14 protein-coding genes are annotated in these 17,813 nt (G+C 74.1%); 11 read left to right on the forward strand and 3 right to left on the reverse strand.

Annotated elements, in window-relative coordinates; genetic code table 11:
• Positions 1 to 24: 24 nt before the first annotated feature.
• Genes CWOE_RS13020 through CWOE_RS13035 form a run of 4 tightly spaced genes read left to right on the forward strand, consistent with a single transcriptional unit; the run spans position 25 to position 11,332 of the window.
• On the forward strand, positions 25 to 8,811 hold the full coding sequence (locus CWOE_RS13020; protein ID WP_160165514.1) for a tandem-95 repeat protein: 8,787 nt from the start codon (positions 25 to 27) through the stop codon (positions 8,809 to 8,811).
• Positions 8,812 to 8,834: 23 nt separating this feature from the next.
• Positions 8,835 to 9,863 (forward strand): MBL fold metallo-hydrolase, encoded by a 1,029-nt coding sequence (locus CWOE_RS13025; protein WP_012934082.1) that lies wholly within the window; start codon positions 8,835 to 8,837, stop codon positions 9,861 to 9,863.
• A 40-nt stretch (positions 9,864 to 9,903) separates the two neighbouring features.
• Positions 9,904 to 10,824, forward strand: coding sequence for a phosphotransferase (locus tag CWOE_RS13030; RefSeq protein ID WP_012934083.1), 921 nt, complete (start codon positions 9,904 to 9,906; stop codon positions 10,822 to 10,824).
• 10 nt (positions 10,825 to 10,834) lie between these two features.
• A complete protein-coding gene (locus CWOE_RS13035) occupies positions 10,835 to 11,332 on the forward strand; it encodes a hypothetical protein (RefSeq protein WP_012934084.1) in 498 nt (165 codons plus the stop codon).
• Between the two features lie 9 nt (positions 11,333 to 11,341).
• On the opposite strand, the gene CWOE_RS13040 is transcribed toward CWOE_RS13035, so the two are convergent.
• Positions 11,342 to 11,524: a hypothetical protein gene (locus CWOE_RS13040; RefSeq protein ID WP_012934085.1), complete on the reverse strand. Its 183-nt coding sequence runs from the start codon at positions 11,522 to 11,524 to the stop codon at positions 11,342 to 11,344.
• Positions 11,525 to 11,639: 115 nt separating this feature from the next.
• On the opposite strand from CWOE_RS13040, the gene CWOE_RS13045 reads away from it, so the two are divergent.
• Positions 11,640 to 12,110, forward strand: coding sequence for a hypothetical protein (locus CWOE_RS13045; protein ID WP_012934086.1), 471 nt, complete (start codon positions 11,640 to 11,642; stop codon positions 12,108 to 12,110).
• Here CWOE_RS13045 and CWOE_RS13050 read toward each other — a convergent pair.
• Positions 12,107 to 12,547: a DUF488 domain-containing protein gene (locus tag CWOE_RS13050; RefSeq protein WP_012934087.1), complete on the reverse strand. Its 441-nt coding sequence runs from the start codon at positions 12,545 to 12,547 to the stop codon at positions 12,107 to 12,109. The two genes, CWOE_RS13045 and CWOE_RS13050, sit on opposite strands and share 4 nt — an antisense overlap.
• Positions 12,548 to 12,624: 77 nt before the next feature.
• On the opposite strand from CWOE_RS13050, the gene CWOE_RS13055 reads away from it, so the two are divergent.
• Positions 12,625 to 13,077 carry a DUF6916 family protein gene (locus CWOE_RS13055; RefSeq protein WP_012934088.1) on the forward strand — a complete coding sequence of 151 codons (453 nt, stop codon included), beginning with the start codon at positions 12,625 to 12,627 and terminating at the stop codon, positions 13,075 to 13,077.
• On the opposite strand, the gene CWOE_RS13060 is transcribed toward CWOE_RS13055, so the two are convergent.
• Positions 13,049 to 13,534, reverse strand: a complete 486-nt coding sequence (locus CWOE_RS13060; RefSeq protein ID WP_012934089.1) for a GNAT family N-acetyltransferase — start codon at positions 13,532 to 13,534, stop codon at positions 13,049 to 13,051. The genes CWOE_RS13055 and CWOE_RS13060 overlap by 29 nt on opposite strands.
• A gap of 58 nt (positions 13,535 to 13,592) precedes the next feature.
• On the opposite strand from CWOE_RS13060, the gene CWOE_RS13065 reads away from it, so the two are divergent.
• From CWOE_RS13065 to CWOE_RS13085, 5 genes are all read left to right on the forward strand, one after another.
• Positions 13,593 to 13,817 (forward strand): hypothetical protein, encoded by a 225-nt coding sequence (locus CWOE_RS13065; RefSeq protein WP_012934090.1) that lies wholly within the window; start codon positions 13,593 to 13,595, stop codon positions 13,815 to 13,817.
• Between the two features lie 21 nt (positions 13,818 to 13,838).
• Entirely contained in the window at positions 13,839 to 14,498 is a 660-nt protein-coding gene (locus tag CWOE_RS13070) for a class I SAM-dependent methyltransferase (RefSeq protein WP_012934091.1), read from the forward strand.
• A gap of 125 nt (positions 14,499 to 14,623) precedes the next feature.
• Complete coding sequence (locus CWOE_RS13075) at positions 14,624 to 15,877, forward strand: ArsB/NhaD family transporter (RefSeq protein ID WP_012934092.1); 1,254 nt, start codon at positions 14,624 to 14,626, stop codon at positions 15,875 to 15,877.
• A gap of 3 nt (positions 15,878 to 15,880) precedes the next feature.
• Positions 15,881 to 16,324 (forward strand): CBS domain-containing protein, encoded by a 444-nt coding sequence (locus CWOE_RS13080; protein ID WP_012934093.1) that lies wholly within the window; start codon positions 15,881 to 15,883, stop codon positions 16,322 to 16,324.
• Positions 16,325 to 16,459: 135 nt separating this feature from the next.
• Positions 16,460 to 17,788, forward strand: coding sequence for an FAD-dependent oxidoreductase (locus CWOE_RS13085; RefSeq protein ID WP_012934094.1), 1,329 nt, complete (start codon positions 16,460 to 16,462; stop codon positions 17,786 to 17,788).
• Positions 17,789 to 17,813: the final 25 nt, after the last annotated feature.

Raw genomic sequence — 17,813 nt, forward strand, 5'->3', positions numbered from 1 at the left:
TTCCCGACGCACGGTCGCTCTGTCGTGCCCCGTTCGATGCGCTCCTTCACGCTCTCCGCCACCGCTGCCCTGATCGCGCTGCTCTGCGTCGTCTCGACGGCCGCCGCCGACGTCACGCAGCCGCAGGCGCAGCGCAAGGCGCTGCACGCGCTCGACGCCCGCTCCGGCAGCGCGCCGCTCGTCGTCTTCCGCTCGCTGAGCGAGCTGCGGCCGGGCACGCGCATCACCGCCGCCGGTCTGACGCGCCTGCCGCAGCGGGCCCGCGCTGGCGCCGCCCGCTCGCGCGCCGACCTGCTGCGCGCGGCCGGCGTCTCGATCGTCGAGGCACCGCTGGTGGCGCGCGTCGGCAGCGAACCGGCGTGGTTCTTCTACGCCGACGAGGCGCCCTACCAGGCCTATCAGCATCCCGGCCGGGTCGTGCTCGTCGGTCAGCGCACGGGCAACGTGACGGTCTCGCGCACGCTCGACTGGCCGCCGCTGCTGGACGGCCGCCTGCCGTACTTCCTGCGCAGCTACGCCGGCTACCGCAACCCCCGCACGCGCGCGTTCGAGCGGCTGTGGAGACCGGCCGCCGCCGCGAACCGCGGCCGTGCCACGGGCTCCGCCGCCGCGGGGTCCGCGCCGGCGGCGATCGGCCCATCGGCCGCGATCGCCCGCGTCCCGACGGCGCTCGAACGCCAGGTCGCGGCGCAGCTCGCGGCCGAGCGCTCGTGCGCGGTGCGCGTCGGCGACACGCTCGGCAACTTCTACGACGCCAGCTCGTTCGACACGACGCGCGCGGGGGTCGGCGCCTTCTTCAACCGCCTCGCGACGCTCGACGCCGGCTTCCTCAGCGTCCGCTACCGCGTCACGTCGGGCGCGACGCTGCAGCGTTTCGTCGCGCGGCTGATCGGCGAGCGCGGCTGCCGCGACGTCTTCCTCTACGTCGCCGGCGGCGGCTACGTCGCGGGCGGCGAGCCGGCCGTCAGCGTCGGCGTGCAGGGTCGCCGCGACGGCCGCGTCGAGCAGCAGGTCGTGACCGCCGGCATGCTGCGCGCGATCATGCGCGCCCATCCCGGCACGACGTTCAAGCTGCAGCTCGACGCCCCCGGCTCCGGCAGCTTCCTGCCGGTGCTCGGCGGCGAGCCGAACCTGCTCGCGTTCCTCGCCTCCTCGCGCACGGGGGAGAGCGCCTTCACCGCGCTGCCCGACCTCGTCGGCGCCGGCGGCGAGCGGCTGCCGAACCGCTACAACGCGGACGGTCTGCTGGAGTTCTCCAACCGCGGCCTGAGAGGGCTCGAGTGCTTCGTCGCCTCCGACGCGGAGGTCGCGGCTGCGACTCGCGCCAAGGCCGAGGGCCGCTCGCGCTCGTTCCTCGCCTGGATGCTGCGCCGCGCCTACTCGCTCTGCGGTGAGGGCTCGCTCGCCGAGCTGGTGAGAGGGAACCCCTCGCCGGTGCTGAGAACGTTCGGCTTCGTGCCGGACCCGGCGCCGCCCACGCCCGCGCCGACGCCGCCCGGCCCGAAGCCGATCCCGCCGGGCCCCACGAACGCCGCGCCGGTCGCGAGCGACCTCGCCGTCACGACGGCCGAGGACTCGCCGCTGCAGCTGACGCTCGCGGGCACCGACGCCGACGGCGACAGACTGACCTACGCCGTCACGGCGCAGCCCGCCGGCGGCAGCGTCAGCGACGGCAGCGGTGCGGTGCGCACGTTCACGCCCGCCCGCGACGTCCACGGCAGAACGAGCTTCGCCTACACCGTCTCCGACGGCCGCGCCTCGGCGACGGCGACGGTGACCGTGACCGTGACGCCGGTCGATGACCCGCCCGTCGTCGCGGCCGGCGACGGCACCACCAGCTTCGTCGAGGACGAGGGAGCGGTCGCGGTCGCACCCGCGCTGACCGCGGACGACGCCGACGGCGACGCCTTCGAGGGCGCGACGGTGACGATCGCGGACGGCTTCGAGGCCGGCTCCGACGAGCTGCTGTTCACCGACACCGCCGAGATCAGCGGTGCGTTCGACGCCGCCTCCGGCGTGCTCAGACTGAGCGGCGGCGCGAGCGCCGCGGCCTACCGCGACGCGCTCCGCTCGGTCGCCTTCCGCAACACGAGCCAGACGCCGTCGACCGCCCCGCGCGGCGTCCGCTTCGTCGTCGTCGCGGCCGGCGCCGCCTCGGCGCCGGCGACGCGAGCGCTGACCGTGACCGACGCCAACGAGCTGCCGCAGCTCGGCGGCGCGGGCGGGACCGTCACGTTCACCGAGGACGTTGGTCCCGCCGTCGTCGTCGCCGGCGGCCTGACCGTCGCCGACAGCGACGACGCGACGCTCGTCTCCGCGACCGTCACGATCGCGACCGGCCACGCCGCCGGCGAGGACGAGCTGCTGTTCGTCGACCAGAACGGGATCACGGGCGCCTGGGACGCGGCGGCGGGCGTGCTGAGACTGACCGGCGGCGCGAGCGTCGCCGACTACGAGACGGCGTTGCGCTCGGTCCGCTATCGCGACACCTCCCAGGCTCCGTCGACCGCGCCGCGCACGATCGCCTTCCGCGCCGCGGACTCCAGCGGCGCCGGTGCGGCGGTCACCGCCACCGTCGCGGTCGTCGCCGTCGACGACCCGCCGGTCCTCACCGCGGGCGGCGCGACGGCGGCGTTCACCGAGGACGACACGGCCGGCGTCGCGATCGATCCCGGGCTCGTCGTCAGCGACGTCGACAGCGCGAGACTGGAGTCGGCGAGCGTCACCGCGGGCGCCGGCTTCGACCCGACCGAGGACGAGCTGCTGGTCGGCCCGCACGCGACGCTGACGATCGTCTACGACGGCCTCAACGGCACGCTCTCGATCAGCGGCAGCGCGACCGTCGCCGAGTACCAGACGCTGCTGCGCTCGGTCCGCTACCGCAACAACGACACCGACGACCCGAACACCGCAACGCGGACGTTCTCGTTCACGGCCGGGGACGCGAGCGGGGACGGCAACACCGTTACGAGCGACGTCACCGTCACGCGCGTCAACGACGCGCCCGCGCTCGGCGGGGGCGGCGGCACGCTCGCGTTCACCGAGGGCGACGCGGCGACGCCGATCGCCGGCGCCCTGACCGTCGCCGACGTCGACGACGCGACGCTGGCGAGCGCGACGGTCGCGATCGGCGCCGGCTTCGCCGCGGGCGAGGACGAGCTGCGGTTCACGAACCAGAGCGGGATCGCCGGAACGTGGGACGGGGCGACGGGCCTCCTGAGACTGACCGGCAGCGCGAGCGTCGCCGACTACCAGGCGGCGCTGCGCTCGGTCAGCTACGCCAACGGCTCCGACGATCCCTCGACGGCCGCCCGCACGGTCTCGTTCCGCGCGAGCGACGGCGACGACGAGAGCGCCGCCGTCACGGCGACGGTCACGGTCGCCGCCGTCAACGACGCGCCGCTGCTCGGCGGCGGCGGGTCCGTCGCGACGTTCACCGAGGACGACGCGACCGGCGTGCCCGTCGCCCCGAACCTGAACGCGACGGACGCCGACGACGCCGACCTCGCCAGCGCGACGGTGACGCTCGGCAGCGGGTACGACGCGGGCGAGGACGAGCTGCTGTTCAGCGGCCAGAACGGGATCGCCGGCACGTGGGACGCGCCGACCGGCGTCCTGAGACTGACCGGCGCCGCGAGCGTCGCCGACTACCAGGCGGCGCTGCGCTCGATCCGCTATCGCAACGCGAACACGGGCAGACCGTCGACCGCCGGTCGCGCCGTCTCGATCAGCGTCAGCGACGGCGCCGCCGTCAGCAACGCCGTCGCCACGACGGTCGACGTCGTCGCCGTCAACGACGCGCCGAGACTGGTCGGCGGCGGCGTGACCGCGACGTTCAGAGAAGCGGACGGGACGGCGGTCGCGGTCGACCCGGCGATCACGGCGAGCGACCCCGACGACGCGAACGCCGAGTCCGCGACGGTGACGATCTCCGGCGGCTACAGATCCGCCGAGGACGAGCTGCTGTTCACTGCCCAGAGCGGGATCGCCGGCACGTGGGACGTGCCGACCGGCGTGCTGAGACTGACCGGCGCCGCGAGCGTCGCCGACTACCAGGCGGCGCTGCGCTCGGTCCGCTATCGCAACACCAGCAGCAACCCCGACACGGCGAACCGCACCGTCGGCTTCGTGCTGCACGACGGCGACGCGGCCAGCGGCACGGTCGACGCCGCCGTCGCGGTCGAAGCGTCCGACGACGGCCTCGCCGTCACGACGAGCCCCGGGACGACGACGTGGGGCGGGGTCGACCTCGCGGTCGACGCGGCGCTGACGCTGAGAGATCCCGACACGCCCGACGTCACCGGCGCGCGCGTGCAGCTCACGAGCGGTTACTCCACGGGCGAGGACGTGCTCGCATTCACCGACACCGCCGCGATCACGGCGGCGTTCGACGCTGGCAGCGGGACGCTGACGCTCAGCGGCACCGCGTCGCTCGCCGACTACCAGGCGGCGCTGCGCGCCGTCAGATACCGGCATGTCGGCGGGACGTTCTCCGCGCCCGAGCGCACGATCAGATTCACCGCCGACAACGCTGGCGGCAGCGACAGCGCGACCAAGCAGCTCAGCATCGGCGAAGCGCCCCAGATCGCGAGCGCCGACGCGCCGCTCGCCTACACCGAGAACGACCCGGCGACGGCCGTCGTCCCGACGGTGACGGTCACCGACGCCAACTCCGCCGACCTCACCGGCGCGACCGTCACGATCGCCGCCGGCCACGCCGCGGGCGAGGACGAGCTGTCCGCCGGCACGTCGGGCACGTCGATCGCCGCGGCGTTCGACGGTCCGACCGGGACGCTGAGACTGACCGGCACCGACACCGTCGCGAACTACCAGAGAGTTCTGCGGACCGTCGCCTACCGCAACAGCAGCGACGACCCGTCGACCGCCGGCCGCACCGTCGGCTTCACCGTGACCGACGGGGTCTTCTCCGGCTCGACGACGAACACCGTCACGGTCGCCGCCACCAACGACGCGCCGAGACTGACGGCCGGCGGCGGCGCGCCGGCCTACACGGAGGACGGCGCGGCGGTGGCGGTCGACCCGGCGCTGAGCGTTGCCGACGTCGACGACACGCAGCTCGGCTCCGCGACGGTCTCGATCGGCGCCGGCTTCAGCGTCGGCGAGGACGAGCTGCACTTCACCGACCAGAACGGCATCATCGGCACGTACAGCCCGGCGAGCGGAGTGCTGACGCTGGTCGGCGCGGCGACCGTCGCCGAGTACCAGACCGCGCTGCGCTCGGTCACGTATCGCAACGGGAACGCCGTCAACCCCTCGACCGCGGGGCGCACGATCTCGTTCGTCGTCAGAGATGGGCTCGCGGCCAGCGCCGCCGCCGTCACGACCCTCACCGTGACGCCGGTCAACGACGCGCCGCAGATCGTCTCCGGCGCGACGCTCGCATACACCGAGAACGACGCGGCGACCGCGATCGACCCGGCGCTCGCGCTGAGCGACGGCGACAGCGCGACGCTCGCCTCCGCGACCGTCACGATCGGCACCGGCCACGTCGTGGGCGAGGACGTGCTCGCATTCGTCAACACCGCGTCGATCACCGGCTCGTTCAACAGCAGCACGGGCAGACTGACGCTGACCGGACCGGCGACCGTCGCGGAGTTCCAGGCGGCGCTGCGATCGGTCCGCTATGCCAACGGCTCCGACGATCCGTCGGTCGCGCCGCGCACGGTCACGTTCTCCGTCGACGACGGCAGCGCCGTCGACCCGACCGCGAGCGCGACCGCGACCGTGAACGTGACGCCGGTCAACGACGCGCCGACGGTCGCGGACGAGACGAGCAGAGCGGTCGGCAACACGCGTCTGGCGTACGGCACGACGGTGCCGGCCGGCGAGCCCGGCCGCGCGCTGACCGGTGTCAGCGTGCTGTCCAACGACAGCGACGTCGACAGCCCTGGGCCGCTGCGCGTGAACACGGTGACGTCGTCGACTGCCAGCTTCAACGGTGGCGCGGTCAGCTGGAACGCCGACGGCACCTTCAGCTACGTCCCGCCCGCCGGCTTCACCGGGCCCGACACGCTCACCTACCGCGTCACCGACCAGGACTCGCCCGCGCAGGAGACGGCCGGCAGCGTCGTCGTGACCGTCACCGGCCGCGTCTGGTACGTGAAGAACGACGCGCCCGCGGGCGGTGACGGCCGCTCGAACGGCCCGTTCGACACGCTCGCCGAGGCGGACCTGTCCGCCGGCACCGCGAGCGACACGATCTACGTCTTCGCCGGCGACGGCACCGCGACCAACCTCGGCGGCGGCGTGAGCCTGCTCGACAGACAGCGCCTGCTCGGCGCCTCGAAGGACCTCGTCGTGGACGGCGACACGCTCTTCACGGGCACGCCCGCGGGCAGACCGGCGATCGCCGGCTCCGTCAGCCTGGCGTCCGAGAACATCGTCAGCGGACTCTCGATCGCCGCCTCCGGCGGTGAGGCGATCGTCGGCAGCGGCGTCGGCGTCGTCGACAGAGACGGCACGATCCGCGACGTCGCGATCGACGCGAGCGGCAGCGCCGGCGGGCTCAGACTCAGCGGCACGAGCGGCAGCTGGACGGTCGACGACGTCGGCGTCAGAAGCGCGAACGGCGACGGCATCGTGGTCGCGGACGCGGGCACGGTCGGCTTCAGCGGTGCCGTCACCGTCGATGCCACCGGCAGCGGGCGCGGGGTGGCGCTCTCCAGAACGGCGCTCAGCGGCCAGATCGACTCCGTCACGACGGCGAACTCGAGCGGCACCGCGGTCGCGCTCGTCGGCACGACCGGCGCGCTGACGCTCGACGACCTCGACCTCACCTCGGCCGCCGGAGGCCTGCTGCTCGACTCCTCCGAAGCGGTCGTCGTCAACTCCAGCGGCAGCGCGCGGGTGACCGCGGCCGGGACCGCGGTCGACATCCGCACCGACCTCTCCAGCCCGGCGACGGCGCCGCAGGTCGCGCTCGGCAGCGCGACCTCGACCGGCGGCGCGAACGGGATCTCGCTCGACGACGCCGGCGCGGCCAGACTGTCGGTCCCGAACGGCACGCTGTCGGGGCAGACCAGCGCGGCGATCTCGGTCAGAGGCGGCAGCGGCGACGTCGCGTACGGCGGCACGATCGGCAACGGCAGCGGCCTCTCGGCGCGCGTCGAGAACCGCACCGGCGGGACCGTCACGGTCAGCGGGGCCGTCAACGACGGTGTCGACGCCGGCGGCGGCATCTCGATGTCGGGCAACAGCGGCGGCGCGACCGTCTTCAGCGGCGCGACCAAGACGCTCGACACCGGCGCTCAGGCAGCGGTCGACGCGAGCTTCAGCGGCGGGCACACGCTCACCTTCTCCGGCGGCGGCCTCGACGTCGACACGACCACGGGCGCCGGCTTCCGCGCGACGACCGCGAACGGCAGCGGCACGGTGGCCGTCACGGGTGCGGCCAACACGATCGCGTCGGGCAGCGGCACCGCGCTCACGATCGCCGGCCCGGACATCGACGCCGCCAACGTGACCTTCCGCTCGGTCGCCAGCAACGGTGCGGCGAACGGCATCGTCCTGTCCGACACCGGTGCGGCGGGAGGGCTGCGCGTCACGGGCACCGGCGCGGCTGGGAGCGGCGGCACGATCAGATCGTCGACCGGCGCCGGGATCGCGCTGACGAACACGGCTGCGGTCCAGCTCGCCGGGATCGTCGTGCGCGACGGCCTCGACGACGGCATCCGCGGCAGCGGTGTCGCCGGCTTCTCGCTGACTGACAGCTCGCTGGTGACCGCCAATGGTGACGCCGCGGGCGACAACGGCATCGAGTTCGCCGGCCTCACCGGGACTGCCGCGTTCACCGCTGCCGAGGTCTCCGCCAGCGCCGGGCGCAACGTCCAGATCGTCAACGACTCCGGCGCGCTGACCGCCGCGTTCAACAGCGGCACGTACTCCGGCACGGAGCTGTCGGCGGTCGGTGGCGACGGGATCTACGTCGAGGGCACCGGCACCGGCACGATGGGCGTCACGGTCGACGGCGCGACGTTCACGGGCAACCGCGAGGACCACGTCCAGGTGACGACCGACGCGACCAGCACCGTGCAGCAGACCGTCACGATCAGAGACACGACGATGACGAACACCGTCGGCCAGCCGGGCGGCTCGATCGCGCTGAACCCGGGCGGGAACGCGACGCTGGCGGCGACCGTCTCGGGGAACAGAATCACCGGCGCGCGCGGCGACGCGATCTCAGTCGACGCGCCGGGCACGCGCGGCAACCCGCAGCCGGTCCGGATCGACGCGACGATCGCCGGCAACACGATCGGCACGTCCGGCGTGAGCCTGTCCGGCTCCTCGGCCGGCAACGGGATCGGCGTCAACTCCAACGGCGACGCGATCGTGCGCACGCGGATCACGAACAACGCGATCCGCCAGTACGCCAACGCCTCCGGCATCCGCCTCGTCAACAACGACGGCGACGGCTCGCTCGACGCGACCGTGCAGAGCAACACGATCCGCGAGCCCGGCCCCGCCGCCGACTACGGCGTATGGCTGCTGTCCGGCGGTGGCGCGCCCGACGCGGGCACGACCTGCCTCGACCTCGGCGACGCGTCGAGCGCAGGGCTGCGCAACGACCTCGGCACGGCCGGGAACGTCTTCGACGTCCGCATCTCCCAGCAGGATCAGGCGCGCGTCCAGTTGCCGGGCTACGCCGGCCCCGCCGACGGCACCGGCGTGTCGGCGTTCATCGCCGCGAACAACGATCCCGTCGGCACCGCGGCGGTCAGCGCGGTGCGCGGCGGCATCAGCCCGATCGGCTACGCGAGCACTCCCGGCGGCGCCGACTGCGCCCAGCCCTGACGCTCGCGGGGTAGGTTGGCCGCATGAGCGGCACGTTGCACGGCGATCCGGAGCGCTTCGCCGGAGGGCTGAGCGAGGTCGCGCCCGGCGTCTGGGCGTGGCTGACGCCGAACGGGATGTGGGGCGAGTCGAACGCGGGGCTGATCGTCGGCGACGGCGCCGCTGCGCTCGTCGACACGATGTGGGACCAGCGCCTGACGCGCGAGCTGCTGGCGGCGACGGCACGACTGACGGCGGCGGCGCCGATCGAGCTGGTCGTCAACACGCACTCCGACGGGGACCACTGGTGGGGCAACGCCGAGGTGCCGGCCGGCGCACGGATCGTCACGTCGCAGGCGAGCCTCGACGCGATGCGCGAGGAGGCGCCGCCGGCCGCGCTCTGCCGCCTGCGCCGGCTGGCGGCGACCGCGCGCGTCGCGCCCGGGGCGGTCGGCGAGATGGCCCGCTACGTGAGCGGCATGCTGGCGCCATTCGCGTTCGAGCACGTCCAGCTGCGCTTTCCCGGGGAGACGTTCACGGGCGAGCGGATCGAGCGCACCGGCGGGCGTGACCTGCGGCTGATCGAGGTCGGGCCGGCGCACACGCCCGGCGACCTCGTCGTCCACGTGCCGGACGCGGGCGTCGTCTTCGGTGCCGACATCCTCTTCTTCGGCGTCACGCCGGTGCTGTGGCACGGTCCGGTCGAGAACTGGATCGCCGCGCTCGACACGCTGCTCGCGCTCGACGCGGACGTGTTCGTGCCCGGTCACGGCCCCGTCGGCGGCCGCGCGGAGGTCGAGCAGTTGCGCGCCTACTGGGTCTGGCTGGCGGAGGCGGTCGGTCGCCACCATGTCGCCGGTCGCAGCGCGATGGAGGCGGCGCGGGCGCTCGTGCGCGACCCCGGGTTTGCCCGCTTCGCCGGCTGGACCGGCGCGGAGCGCACGGTCATCAACGTCACGACGATCCACCGCGCGCTCGCGGGCAAGGGGCCGGTTCCGGCCGGCCCGCCCGCCCGCGCACGCCTGTTCGCTCAGGTCGCGGTGCTGGCGAAGGAGCTGGACGAGCGACGCTGAGCGGGCGCCGCCCAGCGGGCGCCGCCTATGCTCGGCCGCGATGGCGAAGCCGGAGATCCCGACCGAGGTCGTGCGCCGATGGCTCGGCGCGCATCTCGGCGCACCGCTGCGGGAGCTGCGGCGGCTCGCGGCGGAGGGGGAGGAGTCGCAGGCGTTCACGTTCGAGCCGGCCGGCGGCGGCGCGCCGCTGGTGCTGCGGATCGGCAGCGGCGAGGCGGGCTTCCGCAAGGACGCCTACGCCGCCCGCCGCTTCGGCCGCGATGCGCTGCCGATCCCAGAGGTGCTGAGCATCGCCCCGTTCGACGACGTCCACTGGGCGTGCGTCACCCGCTTCGTCTCCGGCGTCACGTTGCAGGACGCCGACGCCGCCACGTTGCGCGTGCTGACCGAGCCGGTCGCGCGGGCGCTGGAGGCGATTGCCGCCAGCCCGCTCGACGGAACGCGCGGCTGGGGTCCGCTCGACGCCGGCGGCGCCGGCGCGTACGCGAGCTGGGAGGAGTTCCTGCGCGCCCCGCTGCACACCGGGTGGGAAGGGCCGGCGCGTCACGCGGCGGCGGTCGCGGCGCTGCTGCGCGCGCTCGTCGAGCCGGACGGCGGGGCGCCGCCCGCTCGCCGGCTGGTGCACGGCGACTTCGGTTCCAACAACGTGCTCACAGACGGCCGCCGGATCGTCGCCGTGCTCGACTGGGACTGCGCCCTCGCCGGCGACCCGCTCTACGACGCGGCGAACGTCTTCTTCTGGGCGCCGTGGCTGGAGTGCATGCGGATCCAGTCCGAGCAGCTCGACGCGACGCTGCCGCTCGATCCGCTGGTGCGGCGGCGGCTGCGGCGGTACCAGCTCCACATCGGCGTCCGCGAGCTGCAGTCGCTCGCCCCGAGCGACCCCGACGGCGAGCTGGACGCGCTGGCGAGCCGGACGCTGCGCCTGCTGCCCGCACGGGGCCGGCCGGCGGCGCCGTAGCATCGAGCCGGTGGCCCTGCTCGAGCACATCATCGCGACCGACGCCTCGGCGCTGGAGGAGATCTCGCGCTGGCTGCGCGACGGCTCGTGCGAGCCGGCGGCGGTCCATCTCGACGCGGCGGCGCGCACGCTGACGCTGCCGTTCGAGCAGGAGTGGCGCGGCGAGCCGGCCGCGGGGCCGCCCCGCAGGCACCTGCGCCGGACCTGGCTCTACGACGAGTACGAGCTGCCGCACCTCGCGGGCCGGCTGCTCGTGCACGGGGCGACGACGGCGCGCGCCCGCGACGTGCCCGCGGGCGCGGTGACGCTTGCGGGCGTCGCGCACGTGCCCGCGATCGGCGGCGTGCGCGTCGACTACGGGGACGGCGGCTGGCTGGAGGTCGCGGCCGACGCGCTGCTGGTCGAGCTGGAGGTGAGCGACCGCGTCGGGACGCTGATGCGCAACCGCGTCGGGCGGCTGATCCCGTTCAGCTCGACGTTCGAGGCGCGCGGACGCGCGCCCGGGTAGCGCGTTCGCTCAGTGCAGGTCGCCGCGCGCGGTGCGGGTCTCGCGGGCGTCGCGCAGGTCCAGCCGCGGCGATCCGCAGCCTTCGTCGTGACAGACGACGGCGCGGCCGTTGTCGCCGGAGTGGAAGTGGACCGGCTCGGGGCGGGTGTTGCTTTCGAACAGGCGGGTGAAGGTCTTGAGCAGCTCAGCCATGGGATCTCTGTCGTCGCGGGTGTGACAATGCACCAGTCACGGTAGGAGGCGTGCATCGTCAGATGTGTGAGCGTGCACACGCGTCACGGTGACGCTCCTCCTACACTGAGGAGGCGTGAGCGACGACCACCTCCGCACACCCGCCGAACGCGAGATCGCCCGCCGCCTGGAGCACAACCCGGGCGTCGGCAGACCGCTCTCGAGCCGCGCGCGGCTCGCGCAGCGCTCGGTCGAGGCGTACCTGACCGGCAGCGCGCCGCCGCGCTGGATGGAGCGGGTGATGGAGATCGATGCGCGCATCGCGCGGGAGCGGCGCGAGCTGGCGCAGGAGCGCCGCGAGCTGCGCGAGCGCTGCGGCCGCGACCGCGCCGCGTTCGCCCGTGCCTGGCGCGCGCTCGCGCACGCGCGCGACTACGCCGAGCTGAACGAGCTGATCCGCCAGCACAACGACTGGTACCCGATCGAGCGCGACCTGCCGGTCGACCCGCGCACCGGCGAGTACCTGAAGATCCACGGTCGCTCGCACCACCGCCCGCTGCTCGGACCGGAGTGGGTCCTGGAGCAGTTCCCCACCCGCCTGCCCTAGAGGTCGATGACGCGCAGCTCGGGCCGGCGCCGCACGAGCGCCTCGGCGACGACGCGGCGGTGACAGCCGGACGGCTCCGCCTCCAGGCACAGCAGCGCGGTCGCGGGCGCGCCGCCGGTCAGCTCGTCGGCGAGCGCGTCCAGCTCGGCGGCCGCCGTCGCCTCGACGTGCGCGGCGAACAGCTCGGCGCCGCGACGCACGGCGCCGGTTCGGAACAGCGGCCGGATCTCCGGCGGCGTGCCCAGTTCGCGGCGGTGCTCGTAGGCGATCCCGTGGGCGCCGAGCAGCAGCCCGAGCTTCGTCTTCGACATCCCCGGCCGGCGTGACTGCGGGCGGTAGCGGACGTCGAGCACGCGTCGCACGCCGGCCGCCTCCAGCTCCGCGACGAGCGCGTCGGGCGGGAGCCGCTCGTAGCCGATCGTCCAGAGCGTGGGCATGGAAGGAACCTACCCGGCGGCTCAACACCCAATAAGATGGCGGGAAATCAGTCCGATTTCCGGAGTAGGCTCGCCGCATGACGAGACCGGGCTCCATCACCCGTCGCACGCTGCTGCAGGCCGGCGGCGCAGCGACGCTCGCGGCGTGCCTCGGCGGCGCCGCGTCATCCAGCAGCGCCGCGGCCGCCGGAGGGACGACGCCGCCCGCGTACCTGCGCCGCGCCACCTACGCCGCGCTCGACGTGCCGCGCGAGCTGACGGCGGCGGGCCCGGGCGGGCCGCTGACGCTGTCGCTGGACGGGGTCGGCGACGTGCTCGGCGCCGGGACCGACGCCGCGCTGCGCGGCAGCGAGGACACGTTCGCGGTGCGGTTCAGCGGGGCGCCGGGCGACGTCGTGCTGGAGCAGGGCATCCATCTGCTCAGCCACCCGCAGCTCGGCGCGTTCGAGCTGTTCCTCGCGCCGGTCGACCTGCCGGCTGCGGGTCAGCAGTACGAGATCGTCATCGACCGCTCGGTCGCGCGCGCATGAAGTCGTAGATCTCGCCCGAGCTCTCCAGCTCGAAGCCGAGCCGTTCGTACAGCCGCCGCGCCGGGTTCGCCTGCTCGACGTGGATCGTCACCGCGCGCTCCTCCACGGCGGCGTCTTCGAGCAGCGTCTGCAAGAGCCGCGTCCCGACGCCGTTGCCGCGCGCCGCCGGCAGCAGCGCGACGTCGACGATCCGCAGCTCGCCCGGCATCCGCGAGAGGTACAGGCGCCCGGCCGGCTCGCCGTCGACGAGCACGACGTCGAACGACACGGCGTCGGCGTAGGCGGTGCGGTAGTGGCGGTCCTGCGCCTCGAACTGCTGCGTCACGAACGCGAGCTTCTGCTCGTCGCTCCATGGCACCAGCGCCAGCTCGCGCTCGCGCGTGCTCGCGTAGATCCGCAGCAGCAGCGCGCGGTCGTCGTCGGTGGCCGGGCGGAGGGCGATCTCGGGCGCGGGCATCGGCGCGAGCCTAGCGCCCGCGCAGCGGGCGCGTCCCGGCGCTTGTACGATCCCGCGCATGCTCCAGCTCGTCCTCCGTCTGCTCGCGCTCGCCATCTTCGCCGTGCTCGGGATCGTCTGGTCCGGCAACCCCGACGACACGACCGCCGCGCTGTGGGTCGTCTCGTTCGTGCTCGTCGTCTTCGCCGCCGTGGAGTCCGAGGCTCCGCGCGAGGGCGCGGGCCTCAGCGCGCTGTGGGAGCGGATCCCCGGCCCATCGAAGAACCCCGACGACTACCGCTGAGCGAGGCGTAGACTCGGCCGCATGGCCGAGCCCGCCGCACCCGCCGCGTCCGTCCGCAACCCGCTCTTCGCACGCCTCTACGCACGCGTGCTGGCGCGCAACGAGCCGCCGGAGATGCGCGAGCACCGCCGCACGCTGCTCGCCGGCCTCGACGGCCGCGTGCTCGAGGTCGGCGCCGGCGCCGGGACGAACTTCCCGCACTACCCGGCGGGCGTGACGGAGGTCGTCGCGGTCGAGCCCGAGCCGTACCTGCGCGAGCAGGCGCGCGCGGCCGCCGCCTCGGCGTCCGTCCCGATCACCGTGCTCGAGGGCGTCGCGGACGCGCTCCCCGCGCCGGACGGCGCGTTCGACGCCGCCGTCGCCTGCCTCGTGCTCTGCTCGGTGCCCGACCAGCCGCGCGCGCTCGTGGAGCTGCGCCGCGTGCTCAGACCCGGCGGCGAGCTGCGCTTCTTCGAGCACGTCCGCGCGCACGCGCCGCGCGCCGCCGCGCTCCAGCGGACGGTCGACCGGCTGTTCTGGCCGCACGCGTTCGGCGGCTGCCACACCGCGCGCGACACGGCGCAGGAGATCGAGCGGGCCGGCTTCGCGATCGAGGCGCAGCGGCGGATGCGCTCGACGGCGCTGAAGATCCCGCCGCCCGTGGCCGTGCAGGTGCTCGGCATCGCCCGTCGCAGCTCGTAGCGCCTGCCGGCAGCCGTCGGCGCGCGTCGGCACCGCCGGCAACCGTCGGCGCGCGCCACGCGCACCGCTGCATATGGCGAGCGGACGCCATTCCGCATCGCTCCCGGCGCCGCGACGATCGCGTCATGGCACTCGCCGTCGCCGTCTTCGCCGCCGCGCTCGCGCTGATCGTCACCGAGAAGGTCGATCGGACGAAGATCGCGCTGGTCGGGGCGGCGCTGCTGATCCTGACGCAGACGATCGACCAGGACGGCGCGATCGAGGCGATCCACTTCGACACGCTCGGGCTGCTCGCCGGGATGATGATCGTCGTCCGGCTGACGGAGACGACGGGCGTCTACACCTACGTCGCGATCCGTGCCGGCCAGCTGTCGAAGGGGCGGCCGTTCCTGCTCGTCGTCGCGCTCGCGATCCCGACCGCGGTGCTGTCGGCGTTCCTCGACAATCTCACGACGATCCTGCTGATGGTGCCGATCACGTTCCTGCTCGCGGACGCGTTCGACATCGACCCGATCCCGCTGATCCTGATCGAGGTGATGGCGTGCAACATCGGCGGCACCGCGACGCTGATCGGCGACCCGCCGAACATCATGATCGCGAGCGCGACCGGTCTCTCTTTCATGGACTTCATCGTCAACGTCGCGCCGATCGCGTACTTCACGACCGCCGTGGTCGTCTGTCTGCTGTACCTCGCGTTCAGGCGCAAGCTGCAGATCGCGCCGGACGCGCGCGAGAAGGTGATGGAGTTGGACGCGAAGCGCTCGATCGAGAACCCGGACGAGCTGAAGCGGCTGCTGCCCGTGCTGCTGCTCACGATCGTCGCGTTCTTCCTGCACAAGCCGCTCGGGCTGGAGCCGGCGACCGTCGCGCTGACCGGCGCGACCGTGATGCTGCTGCTGAGCCGGCAGTCGCTGGAGGAGACGCTCGGCGGGATCGAGTGGCCGACGCTGTTCTTCTTCGTCGGCCTGTTCGTGATGGTCGGCGCACTGGAGCACACCGGCGCGATCGACGAGCTGACGCACGCGATCGTCTCGCTGACCGACGGCGACCGCACCGCCGAGCTGCTCGCGATCGCCTGGGTCGCCTCGATCGTCGGCGGGATCGTCGACAACATCCCGCTCACGGCGACGATGATCCCCGTCGTCGAGTCGATCGAGGGTGGCTCGGGCGACAACGCCTACTGGTGGGCGCTGTCGCTCGGCGCCTGCTTCGGCGGCAACCTGACGATCATCTCGGCCGCGGCGAACGTCGCCGCGGCCGGAATGGCGTCGCGCGCCGGGCAGCCGATCGGCTTCATGCAGTTCCTGCGCGTCGGCGTGCCGGTCACGCTCTTCTCGATGCTGCTCGTGACGGCGTACCTCTACCTGCGGTACATCTAGCCGATGGGCATCCTCCGACACGTCCCCGTCCTGCGCGCCGACCGGCTCGTGCGCGAAGCCGTCCACGCGCTCCAGCAGGCCGGCGTCCCGGCGCTGCCGGTCGAGGACGAGCACGGCCGCTTCCTCGGCATCTTCGGCGAGCGCGAGTTCATCGAGGCGATCTTCCCCGGCTACATCAAGGAGCTGAGATACGCCGGCTTCGTGCCGCACTCGCTCGACGTCGCGATCGAGCGCCGCTCGGGCTGTCTCGACAGGCCGGTGGGGGAGTACGCGACGCGTGAGCAGATCGCGGTCAGCGAGGGCTTCTCGGACGCCGAGCTGGCGGAGACGTTCCTCCACCACCGCGTGCTGATCGTCCCCGTCGTCGACGGCGGCCGGCGCGTGATCGGGATCGTCACGCGGACCGACTTCTTCGAGATCGTCGCCGGGCGGGTCGAGCAGGCGTGACGGCGGGCGACGGCCAGCCGCGCCGCGCGGCCGCCGTGTAGCATCGGGCGCGGTGGCACCACCGTCCGCGCGGTTCGCCGCGCGCCGCCGAGCAGGATCGTGTTCCCGACCCCGGGCGCCCGGCGGCGCCGTGCCATGACTGCCACCAGACCCGCTTCCTCCTCCGCTCCCACGGACTCCACGAGACCGTACGACCTCGCCGTCGTCGGCGCCGGCATCGTCGGCCTCGCCGTCGCGCGAGAGCTGCTCACGCGCCATCCCGGGCTGCGGCTCGTCGTCGTCGACAAGGAGCCGCAGGTAGGCCGGCACCAGACCGGCCACAACAGCGGCGTCGTGCACGCGGGGATCTACTACCAGCCGGGGTCGCTGAAGGCGCGGCTGTGCGTCGAGGGCGCCGCCGCGCTGATGGCGTACTGCGAGCAGCGCTCGATCGCGCTCGACCGCTGCGGCAAGGTGATCGTCGCGCTCGGCGAGCACGAGCTGGGCCGGCTCGACGAGCTGGAGCGGCGCGGCCGCGCGAACGGCGTGCCGGGGCTGAGACGGCTCGACGGCGCCCAGCTGCGCGAGGTCGAGCCGCACGCCGCCGGGATCGCCGCGCTGCATTCGCCCAACACCGCGATCGTCGACTTCCCGGCCGTTACGCGCGCGCTCGCCGACGACGTCGTCGCGGCCGGCGGCACGCTCGCGCTCGGCCGCGAGGTGACGGGCGTTGCGCGCCGCGCCGGCACGCGCCCCGGCGCCGGAGAGGTCGTGCTGGAGCACGGCGGCGCGGGCGGCGCGGCCGTGGCCGGCGGCGCGGACGGTGCGCACGCGGCCCGCGCGGGCGCCGAGCCGACAGTCGCGCGGCGGGCGGTCTTCTGCGCCGGCCTGTGGGCGGATCGCGTCGCGCGCGCGGCCGGCGCCGACGCCGACCCGCGGATCGTCCCGTTCCGCGGGCAGTACCTGCGGCTGGCGCCGAGCGCGCAGGATCTCGTGAGAGGCCTGATCTACCCGGTCCCCGACCCGGCGCTGCCATTCCTCGGCGTCCATCTGACCAAGCACGTCTCCGGCGACGTGCTCGCCGGCCCGAGCGCGCTGCTCGTCGGCGCGCGCGACGCGTACGAGATCCGCCGCGTGCGCCCCGGCGACCTGCGCGAGACGCTCGCCTGGCCCGGCACCTGGCGGGTGATGGCGAGATACTGGCGCAGCGGCCTCGACGAGATGCGCCTCGCCGCCAGCCGCCGCGCCTTCGGCGCCGCCTGCGCGCAGTACGTTCCGCAGCTGCGCGCGCAGGACCTGCTGCCCGGCCCGGCCGGCGTCCGCGCCCAGGCCGTCTCGCGCGACGGCAGGCTCGTCGACGACTTCGTCTTCTCCGAGTCGCCCGACGCGCTCCACGTCCGCAACGCCCCGTCGCCGGCCGCCACCTCCGCGCTCGCGATCGCCGCGATGATCGCCGACCGCGCGGAAGGGGCGCTGGCGCTGTGAGCGACCATCCCCTAGGGTCCATCGC

The sequence above is a fragment of the Conexibacter woesei DSM 14684 genome (assembly GCF_000025265.1).
GTDB classification, from domain to species: domain Bacteria; phylum Actinomycetota; class Thermoleophilia; order Solirubrobacterales; family Solirubrobacteraceae; genus Conexibacter; species Conexibacter woesei.

Excerpts from the sequence above, each read along its gene's own strand:
- CWOE_RS13025 (WP_012934082.1), top strand. The coding sequence starts at position 8,835 with ATGAGCGGCACGTTGCACGGCGATCCGGAGCGCTTCGCCGGAGGGCTG.
- CWOE_RS13030 (WP_012934083.1), top strand. The coding sequence starts at position 9,904 with ATGGCGAAGCCGGAGATCCCGACCGAGGTCGTGCGCCGATGGCTCGGC.
- CWOE_RS13040 (WP_012934085.1), bottom strand. The coding sequence starts at position 11,524 with ATGGCTGAGCTGCTCAAGACCTTCACCCGCCTGTTCGAAAGCAACACC.
- CWOE_RS13050 (WP_012934087.1), bottom strand. The coding sequence starts at position 12,547 with ATGCCCACGCTCTGGACGATCGGCTACGAGCGGCTCCCGCCCGACGCG.
- CWOE_RS13055 (WP_012934088.1), top strand. The coding sequence starts at position 12,625 with ATGACGAGACCGGGCTCCATCACCCGTCGCACGCTGCTGCAGGCCGGC.
- CWOE_RS13060 (WP_012934089.1), bottom strand. The coding sequence starts at position 13,534 with ATGCCCGCGCCCGAGATCGCCCTCCGCCCGGCCACCGACGACGACCGC.
- CWOE_RS13065 (WP_012934090.1), top strand. The coding sequence starts at position 13,593 with ATGCTCCAGCTCGTCCTCCGTCTGCTCGCGCTCGCCATCTTCGCCGTG.
- CWOE_RS13070 (WP_012934091.1), top strand. The coding sequence starts at position 13,839 with ATGGCCGAGCCCGCCGCACCCGCCGCGTCCGTCCGCAACCCGCTCTTC.
- CWOE_RS13075 (WP_012934092.1), top strand. The coding sequence starts at position 14,624 with ATGGCACTCGCCGTCGCCGTCTTCGCCGCCGCGCTCGCGCTGATCGTC.
- CWOE_RS13080 (WP_012934093.1), top strand. The coding sequence starts at position 15,881 with ATGGGCATCCTCCGACACGTCCCCGTCCTGCGCGCCGACCGGCTCGTG.
- CWOE_RS13085 (WP_012934094.1), top strand. The coding sequence starts at position 16,460 with ATGACTGCCACCAGACCCGCTTCCTCCTCCGCTCCCACGGACTCCACG.